Source organism: Serratia sp. Sp408 (assembly GCF_057180665.1).
Genome location: NZ_JBXUFT010000001.1, coordinates 54299 through 74090, shown reverse-complemented (window position 1 = coordinate 74090; position 19792 = coordinate 54299). Strand labels below are relative to the sequence as shown.

The window sequence follows — 19792 nt, the reverse complement described above, 5'->3', positions numbered from 1 at the left end:
TGACCGATAGTGAATATAACAACGCCCGGCATAACCGGGCGTTGTAACAGGCGAAATACGCCTCTGCGCTATCGTTGCCGTCAATCGCTACAGGCGGGTCAACGCGGCGCGTCTTGTCGAGGGGATTAACGGCCGCCGATCGGTGGCACGAAGCTCACCGCCATATCCCACGGCTGCTCGATCCAGGTATCCTGCGGGATATCGACCACATAGTCGTCCACCAGCGGGCGACCGGCAGGTTTGGCGAAGATGGTGACAAAGTGGGCTTTCGGGTACATTTCGCGGATGGCTTTGGCCGTGCCGCCGGTATCCACCAGATCGTCTACCACGATAAAGCCTTCACCGTCGCCTTCGGCACGTTTGAGCACCTTCATTTCGCGCTGGTTGTCATGGTCATAGCTGGAAATGCAGACGGTATCGACGTGGCGAATACCCAATTCGCGCGCCAACAGTGCCGCTGGCACCAGGCCGCCGCGGCTTACCGCGATGATGCCGGTCCATTTATCGGCAGGCAGCAGGCGATGCGCCAGTTTGCGCGCTTGCATTTGCAACATATCCCAGGTAACAACGTATTTTTCGCTCATAGAATGGTGTCCCAGCCAACATTGAAGTGGCTTACTCAGTGATCAGGGGAAAAAAGGTTGCGCGAGATTATAGAGACTGGTTGCGATGAATACCAGTTGAACCGAGGAATTGATGCGGATTTCCTTGCGGACAAACGCAGGTGAATGATGCTGCCAAGCGCCTGCCTCACCGGCCAAACACCAGCGTTACCGCAAATAAACAGCGCAATGCGGTACGCGCACCCGGTAAAAGAAAGTGATATTCTCTGCCTATCGTGCCGAAGACGCACAGATACCCATTAACCTAACCGCACGGCATTGCCGCCACCTGACGTATGCCGTAACAGGAGACTTAACGTGTCTGAACTGTCTCAACTTTCACCACAGCCGCTGTGGGATATTTTTGCCAAAATCTGCTCTATTCCTCACCCGTCCTACCATGAAGAACAGCTGGCACAGCACATCCTCTCATGGGCAAAAGAAAAAAACCTGCACGCCGAACGCGATGCCGTTGGCAACATTCTGCTACGCAAGCCGGCCACCAAAGGCATGGAAAATCGCAAGCCGGTCGCCTTGCAGGCGCACCTGGACATGGTGCCGCAGAAAAACAACGATACGCAGCACGACTTCACCAAAGATCCGATTCAACCGTACATTGACGGCGAATGGATCAAGGCTCGCGGCACCACGCTGGGCGCCGACAACGGCATCGGCATGGCCTCGGCACTGGCGGTGCTGGCAGATGACAGCGTTGAGCACGGCCCGCTGGAAGTGTTGCTGACCATGACCGAAGAAGCCGGCATGGACGGCGCCTTTGGTCTGCAACCCAACTGGCTGCAGGCGGAGATCCTGATCAACACCGACTCCGAGGAAGAAGGCGAAATCTATATGGGTTGCGCCGGTGGTATTGACTTCATCACTACCCTGCCCCTGCAACGCGAAGCGCTGCCAGCCGGTTACCAAACGCTGAAGCTGACCCTCAAAGGGTTGAAAGGCGGCCATTCCGGTGCCGATATCCATCTGGGGCTGGGTAACGCCAACAAACTGCTGGCACGCTTCCTGTTTGATCATGCACCGCAGCTGAACCTGCGCCTGCTGGAACTGAACGGCGGCACGCTGCGCAACGCCATTCCACGTGAAGCCTTTGCCTGCGTGGCAGTACCGGCCGATCGGGTTGACCAACTGAAAGCGCTGAGCCAGGCGTTCCTGGCAACGCTGCAAAACGAGCTGTCCGCCAAGGAAAAGAACATTACCGTGTTGCTGGAGCCAACCACCAGCGCATTGCAAGCGTTGAACGCTGACAGCCAGCACCGTTTCCTGGCGCTGCTCAACGGTACGCCAAACGGCGTGATCCGCATGAGCGACGCGGTGAAAGGCGTGGTTGAAACCTCACTCAACCTCGGCGTAGTCACCACCGGAGAACAGGAAGCGGAAATCATCTGCCTGATTCGTTCACTGATCGACAGCGGCAAGGATTATGTGGTCGGTATGCTGACCGCGCTGGGCCAACTGGCAGGTGCCAACGTGGCACCAAAGGGCGGTTACCCGGGCTGGCAGCCGGATGCGGACTCACCGGTAATGCATCTGGTGCGCGAACTGTATCAGCAGCTGTTCAACAAGACGCCGAACATTATGGTGATCCACGCCGGTCTGGAATGCGGTCTGTTCAAGAAGCCTTATCCGCAGATGGATATGGTTTCCATCGGACCAACCATCACCGGGCCGCACTCGCCGGATGAGCAAGTGCACATCGGCAGCGTCGGCCTGTACTGGCAGTTGCTGACCCAGTTGCTGAAAGCGATCCCCGAACGCGGTTAATGCCAACGACGCCCATGGCCGACGCAGACAGCAGGCGTCGGCCATGGGCTTTGGCGGCAACCATCGCCGGGTTCGCCCGGCCGCTACGCATCCCACGGCAGCAGCAGCTGCCGCTCCAGCTGCGGATCGAGCAGCGTCACATGCAGCCCCACCAGGCGCACGCCACGCCCCTCGCGCCGCTCACACCATACCTGCTTTGCCACCGCCAGCAAATCTGCCTGATTTAATACCGGCCACAGGTGTTCCTGGGTAGTGAGCTGGAAATCCTGAAACTTCAGCTTTACCCCTTGACGCGCGATATGCAAATCGGGTTTCACCTTGCGTAGGCGCATTTCCAGTTCTGGATACAGCTTATCGACAATCAGCTGCTCACAATCTTGCCAATCATGAATATCTGCCGCCAAGGTTCGTTCTACGCCAACCGATTTACGCAGGCGCTCCGGTGAAACGCTGCGTTCGTCGATCCCCTGGCAGCGTTCCCATAATACGCGGCCAAATTTGCCGAAACGCTTTAACAGCGCCGCAAGGTCGTAGCGCTGCACGTCGGCGCAGGTGAGTAACCCGACTTCCTCCAGGCGCTTAGCCGTTACTTTCCCGACGCCGGGGATCTTGCTCAGCGGCAGCTGTTGCAAAAAAGCCGGCACCTGCGCTGGCGTAATCACGTATTGGCCATTGGGTTTGTTCAGTTCCGACGCGATCTTGGCAAGGAATTTGATTGGCGCAATGCCGGCGGAAGCGGTGAGCTGTAATTCGTCAAAAATGGCCTGACGAATATGCTCGGCTATCAAGGTTGCCGAGCCGTTGCAGCGTGGGCTATCCGTCACGTCGAGGTAGGCCTCATCCAGCGACAGCGGTTCGATTAATGACGTATAACGCGCAAAAATTTCGCGAATATGCTGTGAGGCTTCTTTATAAGCCGCCATGCGGCCGGGCAACAAGGTTAAATGCGGGCAGAGTTTCAAGGCCATGGCGCTGGACATGGCGCTGTGCACGCCAAAACGGCGTGCCGGGTAGTTGGCGGTGCTGATCACCCCGCGCCGATCGGCACTGCCGCCGATCGCCAGCGGTATATCGCGCAGACTGGGATTGTCGCGCATTTCTACCGCGGCAAAGAAGCAGTCCATATCGACATGAATGATTTTACGCATGCGCCCTCCAATAATACTGGATAAGTATACAGTCACAATGGGAAAGCTCAAGACTGGTTTTAACGTATGTTTTATCGAAAAAGCATCGTTATTTTCTATTTGTTAAAAAAGCTTAATTTTTCAAGCGTATCATTTCAGGAAATAATCGTTACGCCTCATAAATGACGCTTACCCTACGCACAAGAAGGTGCTCAATGACTACTTTTTCCCGTTATGTATTGGTTTCGGCATTATCCCTGATCTCCACCCTCGCCAGCGCAGCCAGTGGTCATGCGCCAGCCATCGTTGCCCATCGCGGCGGCACCGCCGATGCGCCGGAAAATACCCTGGTCGCCATTCGCAGCGCGCTGAAAAACGGCGTCGACGCGGTGTGGATCACGCTGCAACAATCCAAAGACGGCGCGATCGTGCTGTACCGCCCTTCCGACCTGAGTTCGCTCACGGATAAAACCGGCGCGGTTTCCGCCTATAGCGCAGATGAACTGGCCAAGATCGATGCCGGCTGGTCGTTTGGCAAAGACGGTCACCACCCGTTCCGTGGCCAGGGGATCGGCATCCCGCGACTGGACACGGTGCTACAGGAATTCCCGAAAGTGACCTTCTACCTGGACATCAAATCTCCCGATGCCGATCCGGCGCAATTTGCCAAAGCACTGCTGGCAACGCTGGAAAAGGCCGAGGCGCTTGACCGTACGCGGGTCTATTCTACCGATGCCCGTTACCTGGCGGCCCTGCCAGCGGCGATTAAACGTTTTGAAACCCGCGATGAAACCCGCACATTATTGGCCAACATCACCATGGCGCATCAGTGCGACATAAAACCGGACGGCAATCAGCCCCGTTGGTATGGGCTGGAATTGAAGCGTGAAGTCGAAGTGGTAGAAAAGTACACTCTGGGCGAGGGCCGCTCCAAAGCGCTGCTGACCTGGGACAAGGAATCGATCGATTGCTTCCGCTCCAAAGGGCCGGCGCACATCATTCTGTTTGGCATCAATTCCGCGCAGGATTATCAGCAGGCGCTGGCATTGGGCGTTGATGGCGTGATGGTCAATTCGCCAAAGGATGCCCTGCGTTTTCGCAAGGCGAAATAAAGCGCGGTTGTCGTGCGCTGCGTGCAGCGCACGGTTTACAGGATGCGGTGTTTTTCCAGTTGCTCGCGGCGCAGCGCTTCTTTCGCCAGGCGTTTTTTACGCGCATCGCACGGCTCCGGGCAATCGCACACTTTGTCCATGCCCAACGCGGTAATACCGCCGCAACTGCCTTGCAGGCTCTTGCGTTTGAACACGTAACCGAGCGACATGCCGCCGATAATCAGCAAAAACAAAATAAAGCTTGCGACAAATACCGTCAGCATGGCGGCCTCACTGATTTTTCTTTAGATAAGGTTTAAACGCATTGGAATAGCGCTCTTCAAAAACGTCACCGTTCTTCACTATCATAAACACCGGAATGCCCAGCAGATTCGCCAGAGCCAGGGCACGATCCGGCCCCATAACATCCAGCCCGGTAGACAGGCCGTCGGCGGTCATGCAGTTAGGCCCAATGACCGTGATCGACACCAGATGGTGCGCGATCGGCCTGCCGGTAGTCGGATCGATGGTATGTGAATAACGTACGCCGTTCTGTTCGAAATAGTTACGATAATCCCCCGAGGTGGCGATCGCCATATTCCCCGGTTGGATCACCAGTTGCGCGCGTTGCTCCACTCCGGCGTTCGGCCGCTCGATGGCAATGCGCCATGGCAGCTCCTTGCCGTTATGGCCACGGGTACGTACTTCGCCGCCGATATCTACCATATAGTTGTTAATCTGCTGTGATTGCAAGTATTCCGCCACCACGTCCACGCCATAACCCTTGGCGATAGACGACAGATCAACGTACAGCTCGGGGATATGCTTCACCAGCGCGTTGCCCTGCACCGCCAGTTTATCGATACCGGTCCAGGCACGGCGCTGCGCCAGTTCGGCATCGCTCGGCACCTTGTCCGGCCGCCCTTCCGGCCCAAAGCCCCAGAGATTGACCAGCGGCCCAACGGTCACGTCCAACGCACCGTCGGTAACGCGGTTAATCCTCAGCGCTTCGGCCACCACCTTCGCCGTCGCGGCCGATACCGGGAACGGCGTATCGACCTCGCGGCTGGCGTTAAAGCGGCTCAGCTCCGAGTCGGGCCGGTAGGTCGACATCTGGTCATTCACCTGCTCCAGACGCCGATCGATTTCCTTTTGCAACGTCTCGGCGGAAGGCGTGTTGTCACCGGTGAGATAACGGATCGAATAGTACGTCCCCATGGTTTTGCCATCGAGATTGACCTGTTCCGGTCCGCAACCGGTCAGCAACAGGGTGGCGCCAAGCGCCACCATCGTCATCCAGCCTTTCAGTGCTAGCGCGCGCATTTAGCCACCAAAGTCGTCGAGCATGATGTTTTCGTCTTCCACGCCCAGATCTTTCAGCATCTTGATCACCGCGGCGTTCATCATCGGCGGCCCACACATGTAGAACTCGCAATCTTCCGGCGCCGGATGGTTTTTCAGGTAGTTTTCCAGCAGTACATTGTGGATAAAGCCGGTATAGCCGGTCCAGTTATCTTCGGGTTGCGGATCGGACAATGCCACGTGCCAGGTGAAGTTCTCGTTCTCATCCTGCAGATGGTTGAAGTCATCTTCATAGAACATTTCACGCAGCGAGCGCGCGCCATACCAGAAGGTGATTTTGCGTTTTGACTTCAGGCGCTTCAACTGGTCAAAGATATGCGAACGCATCGGCGCCATACCGGCACCGCCGCCGATAAAGATCATTTCGGCATCGGTATCCTTGGCAAAGAACTCGCCAAACGGCCCGGAAATCGTCACCTTGTCGCCCGGTTTCAACGACCAGATATACGAGGACATAATGCCTGGCGGTACGTCCGGATTGTTCGGCGGCGGCGTAGCGATACGCACGTTCAGCATGATGATGCCTTTCTCGTCCGGGTAGTTGGCCATTGAATAGGCACGTACCGTGGTGTCATCAACCACCGAGCGGTAGCGGAACAGGTTGAAGCGGTCCCAATCGCCGCGGTACTCCTGCGGCACGTCGAAATCGGCATAACTGATGTCGTGCGCCGGGGCTTCGATCTGGATAAACCCGCCGGCGCGGAACGGGACGTCTTCGCCGTCAGGAATTTTCAGCTTCAGCTCTTTGATAAAGGTGGCCTTGTTATCATTGGAGATAACTTCGCAGTCCCATTTTTTCACGCCGAAGATTTCTTCTGGCAGCTCAATCTTCAGGTTCTGCTTCACATTGACCTGGCACGCCAGGCGGCACCCCTCTTTCGCCTCGCGTTTGGTGATGTGAGAAAGTTCGGTGGGCAGGATATCGCCGCCGCCCTCTTTGATCACCACGCGGCACTGGCCGCACGAACCGCCGCCGCCACAGGCCGAGGACACGAAAATGCCCTGGCCCGACAGCATGTTCAGCAGTTTGTCCCCCGCCGGAGCGTGGAAGCTTTTCTCTTGATCGCCGTTCACTTCCACGGCAACGTCGCCGGTGTTCACCAGTTTGGATTTGGCGAACAGAATCAGTAGCGCCAGCACCATCACGATGCAGGTGAACATCGCTACGCCTAAAATAATTTCCATAAATTTCCCGCCTTTATATCTGGGTTCTTATAACTGAACCCCGGAGAAAGACATAAAGCCCAACGCCATCAGCCCGGTGGTAATAAAGGTAATGCCCAGACCGCGCAAACCCGACGGCACATTGGCATACTTCAGTTTTTCGCGGATCCCCGCCATCGCAACAATCGCCAGCATCCAGCCGGTGCCTGAGCCGAAGCCATACACCACCGATTCAGCAAAGTTGTAGTCGCGCTGTACCATGAAGGAAACGCCGCCGAAGATGGCGCAGTTCACGGTAATCAACGGCAGGAAGATGCCGAGCGCGTTATACAGCGACGGGAAGAAGCGATCGAGGATCATCTCCAGAATCTGCACCAGCGCGGCAATCACGCCAATAAAGGTAATGAAGTTGAGGAAGCTCAGATCGATGCCTTCCACCAACGCGCCGTCACGCAGGATCAGGTTGTAAACCAGGTTGTTCACCGGCACCGCGATGCCGAGCACGATGGTAACGGCAATGCCGAGGCCAAAGGCAGTGGAGACTTTCTTGGACACCGCCAGGAAAGTACACATCCCGAGGAAGAACGCCAACGCCATGTTTTCAACGAAAACGGCGCGGACAAACAGGCTGATATAATGTTCCATCGGCGATTACTCCTTTTCGATCTGTGCCGGTTTCAAGGTGCGCAGCACCCAAATCAGCAGGCCGATGATAAAGAACGCGCTTGGCGCCAGCAAAAACAGGCCGTTTGGCTGGTACCAGCCGCCGTTTTGCAGGGTTTCCAACACCGGCATGCCGAACAGTTTGCCGGAGCCGATCAGTTCACGCAGGAAGCCGACCAGAATCAGGATCACGCCATAGCCCAACCCGTTGCCGATACCGTCCATAAAGCTTTCGATCGGCGGCGATTTCATGGCATAGGCTTCAGCGCGCCCCATCACGATGCAGTTGGTGATGATCAGACCAACAAACACCGACAGCTGTTTGGAAATTTCAAACGCATAGGCACGCAGCACCTGATCGACCACGATAACCAGCGACGCGATAATCGCCATCTGTACGATAATGCGCACGCTGTTCGGAATGTGGTGGCGGATCAGGGAAATGAAGAAGCTGGAAAACGCCGTCACCAGCGTCACGGCAATGGTCATCACCACCGCCGTTTCCAATTTGGTGGTTACCGCCAGCGCGGAACACACGCCCAACACCTGCAGGGCAATCGGGTTGTTATCAAATAACGGCCCCAGCAGAACCCGTTTAATCTCTTTGGAATCAGCCATTTTTCAGCGCTCCTTCACGAACTTTTTTCAGGAACGGGCCGAACCCCTGTTCGCCCAGCCAGAAATCAAAAGTGTGCTGCACGCCGTTGGAGGTCAGCGTCGCGCCGGATAACCCGTCCACGCCGTGCACATCGCCGGCACGCGCTCCGCCTTTCACCACGCGGATAGCCGGCTCGCCGTTATCGTCAAACAGCTTCTTGCCGATCCATTGCTGGCGCCAACTCGGATTTTCCACTTCACCACCCAGACCCGGCGTTTCCCCCTGGTCGTAGTAAGTGATGCCCTTCACCGTATTACCGTCGCTGTCCAGCGCCACAAACGCGTACATCATCGACCATAGACCGGTGCCGTATACCGGCAGCACGATCTTGTTGACCGCGCCAGCATCATCACGCACCAGGTAGATTTCGGCGTGGTTGCTGCGGCGCTTGATACCGGCATAGTCTTGACTGGCCGGCAGGGCGACGCTCTTGCTGTCGTCACGCAGCGCGGCAGGCAGATCGAACGCCGTGGCGTTGCCCGCCACGAACTCGCCGCTGTTCAGATCCAGCAGGCGTGGTTCAATACGTTTGCCAAAGGTCTGCTTCACCTGCTCTTGCGGCATGCCAGGCGTCAACAGGCCCGCCACGTCAAGGATGTTACGCTGCTTGTCCAGCAGCTTTTGTTCCTGCTGTTTGGACTTCAGACCGACGGCGGCTCCCGCCACCACCACTGAACACACCAGACACAGCAACAGCACTACCAGCAGCGTTTTACCGATGCTGTCATTTTTTGCTTCATTCGCCACGGGCTTTTCTCCGCTTGATGTTAGCCTGCACCACCAGATAATCGAACAGCGGTGCGAACAGGTTGGCGAACAGAATCGCCAGCATCATGCCTTCCGGATAGGCCGGGTTGACCACGCGGATCAACACGCACATCACGCCAATCAGGATGCCGTACCACCATTTTCCCTTGTTGGTAAAGGCAGCGGAAACCGGATCGGTAGCCATGAAAATCATACCGAAGGCAAAACCGCCCAACACCAGATGCCAATACCATGGCATGGCGAACATCGGGTTGGTGGTCGAACCGATAGCGTTGAACAGATAGGCCGAAGCAATCATGCCGACCATCACGCCGGCAACGATGCGCCATGAGGCCACGCGACCGAACAGGATGATGGCACCGCCGATCAGAATCATCAGCGTCGACACTTCCCCGATCGAACCGGGAATGTTGCCAAGAAACGCATCCATCCAACTAATGGATTGGCCGGTAGCGACGTTGGTCAGGCTGTGCGCCCCACCCGCGCTCCACTGAGCCAGTGGCGTTGCGCCCGAGAAACCGTCTGCCGAGGTCCACACCAGATCGCCGGAAATCTGCGCCGGGTAGGCAAAGAACAGGAAGGCGCGACCGGCCAGCGCCGGGTTGAGGAAGTTGCGCCCGGTACCGCCGAAGATTTCCTTGGCGATCACCACACCAAAGGTAATGCCCAGCGCCGCCTGCCACAGTGGCAGAGTGGGTGGCACAATCAACGCAAACAGTATCGAGGTGACAAAGAAACCTTCGTTGACCTCATGCTTGCGGATAATGGCAAACAGCACTTCCCAGAAGCCGCCGACGATAAACACCACGGCGTAGATTGGCACAAAGTAGGTCGCCCCCAGCACCATCTTGCTGACCCAGCCGGCATCCGGCGTCAGCGATGCCCCCAGCCATTGCGCCAGCTGATAATGCCAGTCGCCGGTCAATACCTGTTGCAGTTGGTCACCGCTGTACAAATGGTGCAGCGCCGGTATCGCCTGCTGGCCGACGTTGTACATCCCCCAGAACATCGCCGGGAATACCGCCATCCATACCAGGATCATCATGCGTTTCAAATCGATGGCATCGCGTACGTGCGACGCGCCATGCGTCACCGTGCCCGGCGTGTAGAACACCGTGGTGGTGGCTTCAAACAGCGGATACCACTTTTCCAGCTTGCCGCCCGGCGTGAAGTGATGCTCGATCTTGTCAAAAAAGTTCTTCAGGCCCATGGATTATCCTTCCAGCTCAATCTTGGTCAGCACGTCGCGCAGCACCGGACCGTATTCATACTTGCCGGGGCAAACGAAGGTGCACAACGCCAGATCTTCTTCATCCAGCTCCAGACAGCCCAGCGCCTGCGCGCTGTCGGTGTCGCCCGCCAGCAGGTCACGCAGCAGCAGCGTCGGCAAAATGTCCAGCGGCATTACCCGTTCGTAGTTGCCAATCGGCACCATCGAGCGCTCGCCACCGTTGGTGGTGGTCGAAAAGGCAAACAGCTTGCTCTTCAGGAAGTGGCCCAGGGTGGTGCGAGTAATAGTGAATTTGTTCGGCGATGGCAGTACCCAACCGAGCAGCTCTTTCTCGCGCCCTTCCAGCAGTACCGAAACCTGGGTGTGAAAGCGACCGAGATAGGCACGTGGCCCAACGGCATGCACGCCACTCAGCACCGAACCGGAAATGACGCGGTTTTCGCCGGCTTTCAGCCGGTCAGCCGTCAGTTGGTCAAGGCTGGCGCCCAGACGGGTACGCAGCAGCATTGGCTGTTCAACCTGCGGCCCGGCCAGCGCGACAACGCGCTGGGTGTCGAGGCGGCCGGTAGTAAACAGGGTGCCAATGGCAATCACGTCCTGGTAACCGATATGCCAGACGGTTTTCTTCAGGCTGACCGGCTCCAGGAAGTGGATATGCGTCCCTACCAGTCCGGCAGGATGCGGACCGGCGAATTCGTTATAGTTGATTTGCGGGTTGCCGTTGCCGCTCAGCGTTCCGCCTGTGGCCTGGCTGACGTGGACTTTGCCGTCGGTCAGGCGGCTCAACACCGTCAGACCCGCGTTAAAGGCCGCCAGCTGTTCGGCGATGATCACCTGCGGATCGGCCGCCAGCGGCTGGGTGTCCATGGCGGAAACAAAGATCGCCCGCGGTGAGCTGCCTGGAGGCGGGGTTTTGCTGAATGGCCGGGTGCGCAGCGCGGTCCACAGACCGCTGGCGATCAGTTCGCCTTCCACCGCAGCGCGGTCCAGCAGCGGCAAATCGGCCGGCTGATAGCTGGCAAACTCGACCTGCTCGTCGCCGCCGTTGGCGATTTCAATCACCACCGACTGCAACACGCGACGCTCGCCGCGATTGATCGCCACCACCTTGCCACTGGCTGGCGCGGTGAACATGACGCCGGGGTTCTTTTTGTCTTCAAACAGCGCCTGGCCTTTCTTGACGCTGTCGCCTTCCTGCACCAGCATGGAGGGGCGCATGCCAACATACTCTTCCCCCAGCAGTGCCACATGCTTGAGTTGCGGGCCGTCCTGAATCGCCTGAGCCGGCAAGCCGGCTATCGGCAGATCTAACCCTTGTCTGATTTTAATCATAGGATTTATACGATGTTTTATGGTTACACATGCCGTCGTGGCCAGGGCCAGTACCGACAATGCCAGGATTATGAGACGCTAAATATCGCCTCCGGGTTGGGTTCAACGGCATTGCGCCCAACGTGAATTCTCGGGTGAGATAACGTTTATTTTCATGTGTTAACTCTTGTGTTCGCCATACCGCGCTACGACCAACGTATTGCTGCACATTAACGTCCATTGCTTGCGCACCATTCGCGCGCCAAAACCGCAGCCCTGGCCATAGCAATACCGGGTGCGGCAGCCAGGGATGTTAACATTTTTCGCAACATTTTTCTTCATTCAGCAGTGACCTGAGTCAAGCAAACACAATTAAATTTCGCTGTAATCCCCTCATTAATCGTAAAAAACTGGGGCTTAATTCACTTTTATCGAGCTTTGTAGTTTTTTTATACATCTACCGTATTGATAAAAATAAACACGCTGGTAATCTGGCGAGGCATTAATGCAACAAAACACGTCAGTGGCATGCGGGCGAACTTGATTTCGTCGGCAGATAAATAATAAGCAGGAATAATTAATGAGCAGAATCGCGCTGTTGTTTGCGATGCTTTTTTCTATGCCGATGATCACGGCCTGCAGCGCGAGCGAGCAGGTGCCGGAAACGCCGGTGGTAAAACAGCAATTGTTGGGTTCGCCAGTCTATATACAGATATTCAAAGAAGAACGTAAGCTGGAGCTGTACGCCAAGATGGGTAATGAATTCCGGCTGGTGAACACCTTCCCGATCTGTAACTACTCCGGCGGCCTCGGCCCCAAACGTCGAGAAGGCGACTTTAAAAGCCCCGAAGGCTTTTATAGCGTTGACGCTCGCCATCTGAAGCCGGACAGCAAATATTATCGCGCCATCAATATTGGTTTCCCGAACGATTACGATCGGTCGCAAGGCTATTCCGGTGCCTATTTAATGATCCATGGCGAATGCAAATCGATTGGTTGCTACGCAATGACCAACGATTATATGGATGAGATTTATCGTTACGTCGAAGCGGCGTTTGCCTACGGTCAGAGCCGGGTGAACATCAGCATCTATCCGTTCCGCATGACCGAGCAAAACCTGCAGCGTCACCGTTCGTCGACCTACGCCAGCTTCTGGCGCCAGTTGAAACCAGGTTATGACTATTTTGTCAAAAACCACCAGCCGCCGATGATGGGCGTCGCCAACGGCCAGTACGTGCTGGGTAAACCGCTGATGGCCAGCGGGCAGGCTACCACGCTGTTTGCCTCGACCACCGAGCCGGCAGCGGTAAAAACCAATCCGTTCTCAGCCTCCCAGCCGCTCACCGTAGTGAAATAACGCATACTCGCCTGGCGCAATCTTGTGCCAGGTTTCGTTGCCGGTCAGCGGTTGGGTGGCAATCACCGTCACCACGTCGTTCGGCGTGGTCTGCCGCTGAAAATCAATCTCCACGTCCTGATCGAGCAGCGTTGCCTTGCCAAACGGTGCGCGACGGGTGATCCAGTACAGATTGGTCGAGCAAAATGCCATCACGTACTTGCCGTCCGACAACAACATATTGAATACCCCCTTCCGCCGCAGCTGATCGGCCAGCAAGGCGATATAGCGAAACACCGCCGGCCAACTGCTCGGCGTGCGCGGATATTTCAGCGACAGCTGATGCAACAGCCAGCAGAAGGCGTATTCACTGTCGGTCTGCCCTACCGGACGGAAGTTGCCGGTTTCCAGACGACGATAACCTTTCAGTTGCCCATTGTGCGCGTAGGTCCAGTTGCGCCCCCACAGTTCGCGGGTAAACGGATGGGTATTTTCCAACGCCACTTCACCGCGATTAGCCTGACGAATGTGCGACACCACCGCGCAGGATTTGATCGGGTACTCCTGCACCAGGCGCGCAATCGGCGAGTTGAAGCTGGGCTGCGGATCCTTGAATGTGCGACAGCCGTTGCCTTCATAAAAGGTAATGCCCCAACCATCCTTATGTGGCCCGGTGCGGCCACCGCGCTGAACCAGCCCGGTAAAACTGAAGCAAATATCGGTAGGTACGTTAGCGCTCATCCCGAGCAGTTCACACATCGAAAGCCACTCCTCAACCACACGGGTCACTGAAACATGCGGGCCGACGTAGCGCGCCCGACATCATCGACACGGGGGCCTTGCGCCCCCCGGCCGGTATTACGCCTTAACCATCTCTTTTTCGATCAGCTGAATCAAGATGTGAATCGCCTTGATATGAATTTCCTGAATGCGGTCAGCGTAACCAAAATGCGGCACGCGGATTTCCACATCGGCGGAACCGGCCATTTTACCGCCATCTTTGCCGGTCAGCGTAATCACCTTCATGCCTTTGGCGCGCGCCGCCTCAATCGCCTTGATGATATTGCCGGAGTTACCGGAAGTCGAAATGCCCAACAGCACGTCGCCTTCACGCCCGACCGCTTCCACGTAACGGGAAAACACAAAGTCATAGCCAAAATCGTTGCTGACGCAAGACAGATGGCTGACGTCGGAAATGGCAATCGCCGGGTAGCCGGGGCGGTTTTCGCGATAGCGGCCGGTCAGCTCTTCGGCGAAGTGCATCGCGTCACAGTGGGAACCGCCGTTGCCGCAGGAAATCACTTTACCGCCCGCTTTGAAAGCATCAGCCAGTAATACCGCAGCGCGTTGAATCGCATCGATATTGGCATCGTCATTGATAAATTTAGCCAGCGTATCCGCCGCTTCGTTCAGTTCATTACGAATCAGATCGTGGTACATGAGGGAGCCTCTTTTTATCGTCAATCTTCCGCTGGGCAGTGTAACGGATCGTGGAAACACCGAGAAGCGCTGTGAAGCAAACTCCGCGTTGGTTGAAAAAGCAGAGAGGTTTTTGACCGTCAGTGCTGTCAGTTTGTGACCCAAGTTGTAATTAAAGTGTAAATGCATTGATAAAAATAGTGGCATGAACTAAAACCAATAGATACAACAACAGGTCAGACCTCTTACTACTTCGGAGCTTCAACTATGATGGTTCTCAGTATTGTTATCCTGCTGGCACTCATCAGCGTGCTGTTTTATCACCGGGTGAGTCTCACCCTCAGCAGTCTGATATTGCTGGCCTACACCGCCGCCATGGGTGCTATCGGCCTGTGGAGCTTCTGGATGCTGTTGCCGTTGGCGATTATCCTGCTGCCGCTGAACGTCACGTCGCTGCGCCGCTCGATGCTGTCTGCACCGGCGCTGCGCGCATTCCGCAAGGTGATGCCACCGATGTCGACCACCGAGAAAGAAGCCATCGAAGCCGGCACCACCTGGTGGGAAGGCGATCTGTTCCGTGGCACGCCGGACTGGGACAAGCTACATAACTACCCGCAACCAACGTTGAGCGAAGAAGAGCAGGCGTTTATCGATGGGCCGGTAGAAGAAGCCTGTCGCATGGCAAACGACTTCCAGATCACCCATGAACTGGCCGATCTGCCGCCAGAACTGTGGGCCTATCTGAAGGAGCATCGCTTCTTTGCGATGATCATCAAAAAAGAATACGGCGGCCTGGAGTTCTCGCCTTATGCGCAGGCACGCGTGCTGCAAAAGCTGGCAGGCGTATCCGGTATTCTGGCCATCACCGTCGGCGTGCCCAACTCGCTCGGTCCAGGCGAACTGCTGCAACATTACGGCACCGATGAACAAAAAGACCATTATCTGCCGGGTCTGGCGCGCGGCGAAGAAATCCCCTGCTTTGCCCTGACCAGCCCGGAAGCCGGTTCCGATGCCGGCGCAATCCCGGATGTCGGCACCGTCTGCATGGGCGAATGGCAAGGCAAACAGGTGCTGGGCATGCGCCTGACCTGGAACAAGCGTTACATTACGCTGGCGCCGGTGGCCACCGTGCTGGGCCTGGCCTTCAAGCTGTACGATCCGAACCGCCTGTTGAGCGACAACGAATCGCCGGGCATCACCTGTGCGCTGATCCCGACCAGCACGCCCGGCGTGGAAATCGGTAACCGCCACTTCCCGCTGAACGTACCGTTCCAGAACGGCCCAACCCGCGGCAGCGACGTGTTCGTGCCTATCGACTACATCATCGGCGGGCCAAAAATGGCCGGCCAGGGCTGGCGTATGCTGGTTGAATGTCTCTCCGTCGGCCGTGGCATCACCCTGCCCTCCAACTCGACCGGCAGCGTCAAGTCGCTGGCGTTGGGGATTGGCGCCTACGCGCACATTCGTCGTCAGTTCAAGATGTCGATCGGCAAAATGGAAGGGATCGAAGAGCCGTTGGCGCGTATCGCAGGCAATACCTATGTGATGGACGCCGCTGCGTCACTGATTACCTATGGCCTGATGCAGGGTGAGAAGCCGGCGGTGCTGTCGGCAATAGTTAAATACCACTGTACCCACCGTGGCCAGCAGGCAATTATTGACGCGATGGATATCGCCGGCGGTAAAGGCATTATGCTGGGCGAATCCAACTTCCTGGCGCGCGCCTATCAGGGCGCACCGATCGCCATCACGGTTGAAGGCGCCAATATCCTGACCCGTACCATGATGATCTTTGGTCAGGGTGCCATTCGCTGCCATCCTTACGTTCTGGATGAAATGGCGGCGGCGCAGAGCAACGATCTGGCGGCCTTCGACAAGGCGCTGTTCGGCCATCTGGGTCACGTCGGTAGCAGCAAGGTGCGCAGTTTCTGGCTTGGCCTGACCAACGGCCGCACCAGTAGCACACCGACCAAAGACGCTACCCGCCGCTATTACCAGCAGTTGAACCGCCTGAGCGCCAACCTGGCGCTGCTGTCCGACGTGTCGATGGGGGTGCTGGGTGGCAGTCTGAAGCGCCGCGAGCGGATTTCGGCCCGCCTCGGCGATATCCTCAGCCAGATGTACCTGGCCTCCGCCACGCTGAAACGCTATCAGGACGAAGGCCGTCAGAAAGAGGATCTGCCGCTGGTTCATTGGGGTGTGCAGGACAGTCTGCATCAGGCCGAGCAGGCGCTGGACGATCTGCTGCGCAACTTCCCGAACCGCTTGATCGCCGGTGCGATGCGTCTGGTTATCTTCCCGTTTGGCCGCGTGCATACCGCGCCGTCCGATCGTCTGGATCATCAGTTGGCAAAAATCCTGCAGGTGCCTTCTGCCACCCGTAGCCGTTTGGGCCGTGGCCAGTACCTGACGGCCAGCGAGCACAATCCGATCGGCCTGCTGGAAGCCGCATTGCTTGACGTGATTGCCGCCGAGCCGATCCACGCTCGCCTGAGCAAGGAAGCCGGCAAAAACCTGCCGTTTACCCGCCTCGATCGTTTAGCGCAGCGTGCGCTGGAAGAAGGCAAGATCAATGCCGACGAGGCCAAGATCCTGACCAAAGCGGAAGAAAGCCGTCTGCGTTCAATCAATGTCGATGACTTTGCCCCTGACGCGCTGGCGGCGCAACGGCCGGAAAAGCCGCAGCCGCAGGAGAAACGCCAGCACCACACTGAAGCCGCCTGAACTCTCACGGCGTAAATCAATGGGGCGATAGCTATCGCCCCTTTTTTATCGCTCGATTTTAGTTAACCATGCTGGCGAATACGCGCCAGCAATGCGTCGATGTGCTCGATTTGCGGTGCATTGACCATCAGCGCACGACCAAGACTCAGCGCGTTGCGCTGACACTCAAGGCGCATCTCGGCATCTTCGATGCTATCCAGATCGGCCACGTGCGCCAGCCCGATGGTGCGGCGGACCAGCTCGCTACCGCAATACCCCACCGCGTCACGCCAGACCTGACGCAGAAACTGCTCGGCATAGCCCGGCGTCGCCAGCGTGATATCGCGGGTTTTCTGCTGGCACAGTGCCAGGAAACGATCGGCGAAAATCAGCCACAGTTCGCGAATATCCTGCAGGCGCTGTTCGCGCCCGGCGGCGGCGTCTCGTGGGCCAAACAGCCCCGGCAGACCGCAGTAATTCAGCAGCAGATTACCCAGCGCGGTGCCCACGTCAAACCCGATCGGACCATAAAAACCGAACTCGGCGTCGATCGCCTTCAGCTTGCCTTCGGCAACGAACACCGAGCCGCTGTGAATGTCGCCGTGCAACAGCGCTTCGGCCTTGCTGAGAAAACGCTGCTTGAGGCCGGCGACAGCCAGTTTCAACGCCGCGTCTTGTCGCAGTTCGCCTACCTGTGGCAACAACGCCTCGTCGAAACTATTTCGCTCATGCTCAATGTAAGGATCGGTGAAGAACAGATCTTCGGTGATCTGGCACAGCTCCGGGTTGGTGAAGCGGCTCACCTGCGCCTTCTTCTGTTGGGCGTTCTGATAGAAATCAGAAGTATGGAATAGCGTTTGCGCCAAATACTCCGCCAACTGTCCGGCGGCCAACGGATAATAGTGGCCGTTAATCAGTTCATGACGCCAGATGCGGTGGTCGGACAGGTCTTCCTGCACCATCACCGCCAGTTCGGCATCGTGATGCAGCACATTAACCGTATGTCGCGGGCAGAAGCCACCGTGCACCAGCAGCGTTTCCGCTTCGATACGTGCGCGATCGAGCGTCAGCGGCCAGGATTCTCCTACACAGCGTACATACGGCAACGCCTGTTTGACGATCACCCGGCTGACGCCTGCGTCATCAAGGATCTTGAACACCAGATTCAAATTGCCGTCGCCAATTTCTTCGGCGCTGACCAACGCCTGTGGATCGGCTACCTGCCCGTACTGACGGGCATATTCAACGGCATCGGCAGCGGTAAAGGTACGATAAAGCGACATCACAACCCCTCTGGCAGATACCCACCCTGTGTCACGCCGCATCGTTGCCGCCAGGCCGCCGCCAGCACGGTGCCATTGCGTTGGCACTGGCCACCTGCCGCCGCGATGCAACGCGAATCAGGGAGGGTGTAGATGTGTTAACTTCATTATTTAGACATTTAAGCATTCGGACGTCTATACATCCGGATGTCATGTTGGCAGAATAGCGCCATAGATGCAATATGATCGCAACAAGGATTTAACTGATTATGCGCACGCTTAACACCACCAGTTTGACTCTGCGAGACAACCAACTCTGGATCCTCGATCAACAGGCATTGCCGCAAGAAAAGCGCTGGTGCTCCAGCAATAGCGTGGAGGAGCTGGTTGGTCATATTCACGCCCTGCGGGTACGCGGCGCGCCGCTGATCGGTCTGTCCGCCAGCCTGCTGTTGGCCCTGCTGGCCGAACGTGGCCTGCCGCGCGACGCGCTGGCGGAAGCATTGGCCACGCTACGCGCGGCGCGACCGACCGCGGTCAATCTGATGAATAATCTCGATCGCATCAAGCTGGCGCTGGCGCAACCCGACTGGGTGGCGGCCATGGCGACAGAGGCCTTGCGGCTGGTGGATGAAGACCGTGCGCTGTGCGACAGCATTGCCGATCGCGGGGCGGCGCTGGTTACCCCCGGCAGCCGTCTGCTGACCCACTGCAATACCGGTGGGCTGGCAACCGCCGGCATCGGCACCGCCATCGGCGTGCTGTTGCGTGCCCATCAACAGGGTAATGTCGCGCAGGTGTGGGTCGATGAAACACGCCCGCTGTTGCAGGGTGGCCGTCTAACCGCCTGGGAACTGGGCGAACTGGGCATCCCCTATCGGCTGATCTGCGACTCGATGGCGGCCGGCCTGATGGCGCAGGGTAAAGTGGATGCGGTGTGGGTCGGCGCCGATCGCATCGCAGCCAACGGTGACGTTGCCAACAAAATAGGCACTTACAGCCTGGCGGTGCTGGCGCATTATCATGGCATTCCGTTTTACGTTGCCGCCCCCCACACCACTCACGATGCGCATTGCCCCAACGGTGCGGCGATTCCGATAGAACAGCGCAGCGCCGCAGAAGTGACCGGCGTCGCCGGCAGTTTTGGCAGTTGCCAATGGGCGCCTGCCGATGCGCAGGTCGACAATCCGGCCTTCGACGTCACGCCGGCGGCGTTAATCAGCGCTTGGGTACTGGACTGCGGCGTGATCCGCCCCGAACAGGTTAGCGACGGGATTTTCCAGCGGGCGCTGGTCTAGGCAGGTTGCTATCGCTAC

At 57.3% G+C, this 19792-nt stretch carries 18 protein-coding genes; 5 read left to right on the top strand and 13 right to left on the bottom strand.

The window, feature by feature from the left end:
- Nucleotides 1-125: 125 nt before the first annotated feature.
- Complete coding sequence (gpt, locus tag AC2AXP_RS00385) at nucleotides 126-584, bottom strand: xanthine phosphoribosyltransferase (RefSeq protein WP_004954923.1); 459 nt, start codon at nucleotides 582-584, stop codon at nucleotides 126-128.
- A gap of 336 nt (nucleotides 585-920) precedes the next feature.
- Between gpt and pepD the strand changes: the two genes are divergently transcribed.
- Nucleotides 921-2381: a beta-Ala-His dipeptidase gene (pepD, locus tag AC2AXP_RS00380; protein ID WP_088499876.1), complete on the top strand. Its 1461-nt coding sequence runs from the start codon at nucleotides 921-923 to the stop codon at nucleotides 2379-2381.
- Nucleotides 2382-2464: 83 nt separating this feature from the next.
- Here pepD and dinB read toward each other — a convergent pair whose 3' ends face one another.
- Nucleotides 2465-3529, bottom strand: a complete 1065-nt coding sequence (gene dinB, locus AC2AXP_RS00375; RefSeq protein ID WP_004954926.1) for a DNA polymerase IV — start codon at nucleotides 3527-3529, stop codon at nucleotides 2465-2467.
- A gap of 194 nt (nucleotides 3530-3723) precedes the next feature.
- Here dinB and AC2AXP_RS00370 point away from each other — a divergent pair, with 194 nt between their 5' ends.
- Nucleotides 3724-4620: a glycerophosphodiester phosphodiesterase family protein gene (locus tag AC2AXP_RS00370; RefSeq protein WP_430299450.1), complete on the top strand. Its 897-nt coding sequence runs from the start codon at nucleotides 3724-3726 to the stop codon at nucleotides 4618-4620.
- Between the two features lie 35 nt (nucleotides 4621-4655).
- Here the strand turns inward: AC2AXP_RS00370 and nqrM are convergent, their stop codons facing one another.
- The 8 genes from nqrM to AC2AXP_RS00330 are packed head-to-tail and all read right to left on the bottom strand — an operon-like array spanning nucleotide 4656 to nucleotide 11777.
- Nucleotides 4656-4883: a (Na+)-NQR maturation NqrM gene (gene nqrM, locus AC2AXP_RS00365; protein WP_004954934.1), complete on the bottom strand. Its 228-nt coding sequence runs from the start codon at nucleotides 4881-4883 to the stop codon at nucleotides 4656-4658.
- 7 nt (nucleotides 4884-4890) lie between these two features.
- Nucleotides 4891-5922, bottom strand: a complete 1032-nt coding sequence (locus AC2AXP_RS00360; protein WP_430299449.1) for an FAD:protein FMN transferase — start codon at nucleotides 5920-5922, stop codon at nucleotides 4891-4893.
- Nucleotides 5923-7146 (bottom strand): NADH:ubiquinone reductase (Na(+)-transporting) subunit F, encoded by a 1224-nt coding sequence (nqrF, locus tag AC2AXP_RS00355; RefSeq protein ID WP_004954937.1) that lies wholly within the window; start codon nucleotides 7144-7146, stop codon nucleotides 5923-5925.
- Between the two features lie 27 nt (nucleotides 7147-7173).
- Nucleotides 7174-7770, bottom strand: a complete 597-nt coding sequence (nqrE, locus tag AC2AXP_RS00350; RefSeq protein ID WP_004954940.1) for an NADH:ubiquinone reductase (Na(+)-transporting) subunit E — start codon at nucleotides 7768-7770, stop codon at nucleotides 7174-7176.
- 6 nt (nucleotides 7771-7776) lie between these two features.
- The gene (locus AC2AXP_RS00345) at nucleotides 7777-8406 is read right to left on the bottom strand and encodes an NADH:ubiquinone reductase (Na(+)-transporting) subunit D (RefSeq protein ID WP_004954944.1); all 630 of its coding nucleotides are present in this window, start codon (nucleotides 8404-8406) and stop codon (nucleotides 7777-7779) included.
- Nucleotides 8399-9193, bottom strand: a complete 795-nt coding sequence (locus AC2AXP_RS00340; RefSeq protein WP_004954945.1) for a Na(+)-translocating NADH-quinone reductase subunit C — start codon at nucleotides 9191-9193, stop codon at nucleotides 8399-8401. Before AC2AXP_RS00340 ends, AC2AXP_RS00345 begins: the two co-directional genes overlap by 8 nt.
- Nucleotides 9183-10424 carry an NADH:ubiquinone reductase (Na(+)-transporting) subunit B gene (locus AC2AXP_RS00335; protein WP_004954947.1) on the bottom strand — a complete coding sequence of 414 codons (1242 nt, stop codon included), beginning with the start codon at nucleotides 10422-10424 and terminating at the stop codon, nucleotides 9183-9185. The genes AC2AXP_RS00340 and AC2AXP_RS00335 overlap by 11 nt, the downstream gene beginning before the upstream one ends.
- A gap of 3 nt (nucleotides 10425-10427) precedes the next feature.
- Entirely contained in the window at nucleotides 10428-11777 is a 1350-nt protein-coding gene (locus AC2AXP_RS00330) for a Na(+)-translocating NADH-quinone reductase subunit A (RefSeq protein ID WP_004954949.1), read from the bottom strand.
- 559 nt (nucleotides 11778-12336) lie between these two features.
- On the opposite strand from AC2AXP_RS00330, the gene dpaA reads away from it, so the two are divergent.
- Nucleotides 12337-13113: a peptidoglycan meso-diaminopimelic acid protein amidase gene (gene dpaA, locus AC2AXP_RS00325; RefSeq protein ID WP_004954951.1), complete on the top strand. Its 777-nt coding sequence runs from the start codon at nucleotides 12337-12339 to the stop codon at nucleotides 13111-13113.
- Here dpaA and AC2AXP_RS00320 read toward each other — a convergent pair.
- Together AC2AXP_RS00320 and lpcA are read right to left on the bottom strand one after the other, a co-directional pair.
- On the bottom strand, nucleotides 13081-13851 hold the full coding sequence (locus AC2AXP_RS00320) for a class II glutamine amidotransferase (protein WP_004954953.1): 771 nt from the start codon (nucleotides 13849-13851) through the stop codon (nucleotides 13081-13083). The genes dpaA and AC2AXP_RS00320 overlap by 33 nt on opposite strands.
- A 99-nt stretch (nucleotides 13852-13950) precedes the next feature.
- A complete protein-coding gene (gene lpcA, locus AC2AXP_RS00315) occupies nucleotides 13951-14532 on the bottom strand; it encodes a D-sedoheptulose 7-phosphate isomerase (RefSeq protein WP_004954955.1) in 582 nt (193 codons plus the stop codon).
- A gap of 246 nt (nucleotides 14533-14778) precedes the next feature.
- Here lpcA and fadE point away from each other — a divergent pair, with 246 nt between their 5' ends.
- Entirely contained in the window at nucleotides 14779-17235 is a 2457-nt protein-coding gene (gene fadE / locus AC2AXP_RS00310; protein WP_273872256.1) for an acyl-CoA dehydrogenase FadE, read from the top strand.
- Nucleotides 17236-17297: 62 nt separating this feature from the next.
- Here the strand turns inward: fadE and mtnK are convergent, their stop codons facing one another.
- Nucleotides 17298-18497, bottom strand: coding sequence for an S-methyl-5-thioribose kinase (gene mtnK / locus AC2AXP_RS00305; protein ID WP_039991092.1), 1200 nt, complete (start codon nucleotides 18495-18497; stop codon nucleotides 17298-17300).
- Nucleotides 18498-18745: 248 nt separating this feature from the next.
- On the opposite strand from mtnK, the gene mtnA reads away from it, so the two are divergent.
- Nucleotides 18746-19774 carry an S-methyl-5-thioribose-1-phosphate isomerase gene (gene mtnA / locus AC2AXP_RS00300; protein ID WP_004954962.1) on the top strand — a complete coding sequence of 343 codons (1029 nt, stop codon included), beginning with the start codon at nucleotides 18746-18748 and terminating at the stop codon, nucleotides 19772-19774.
- The last annotated feature ends 18 nt before the right edge of the window (nucleotides 19775-19792 follow it).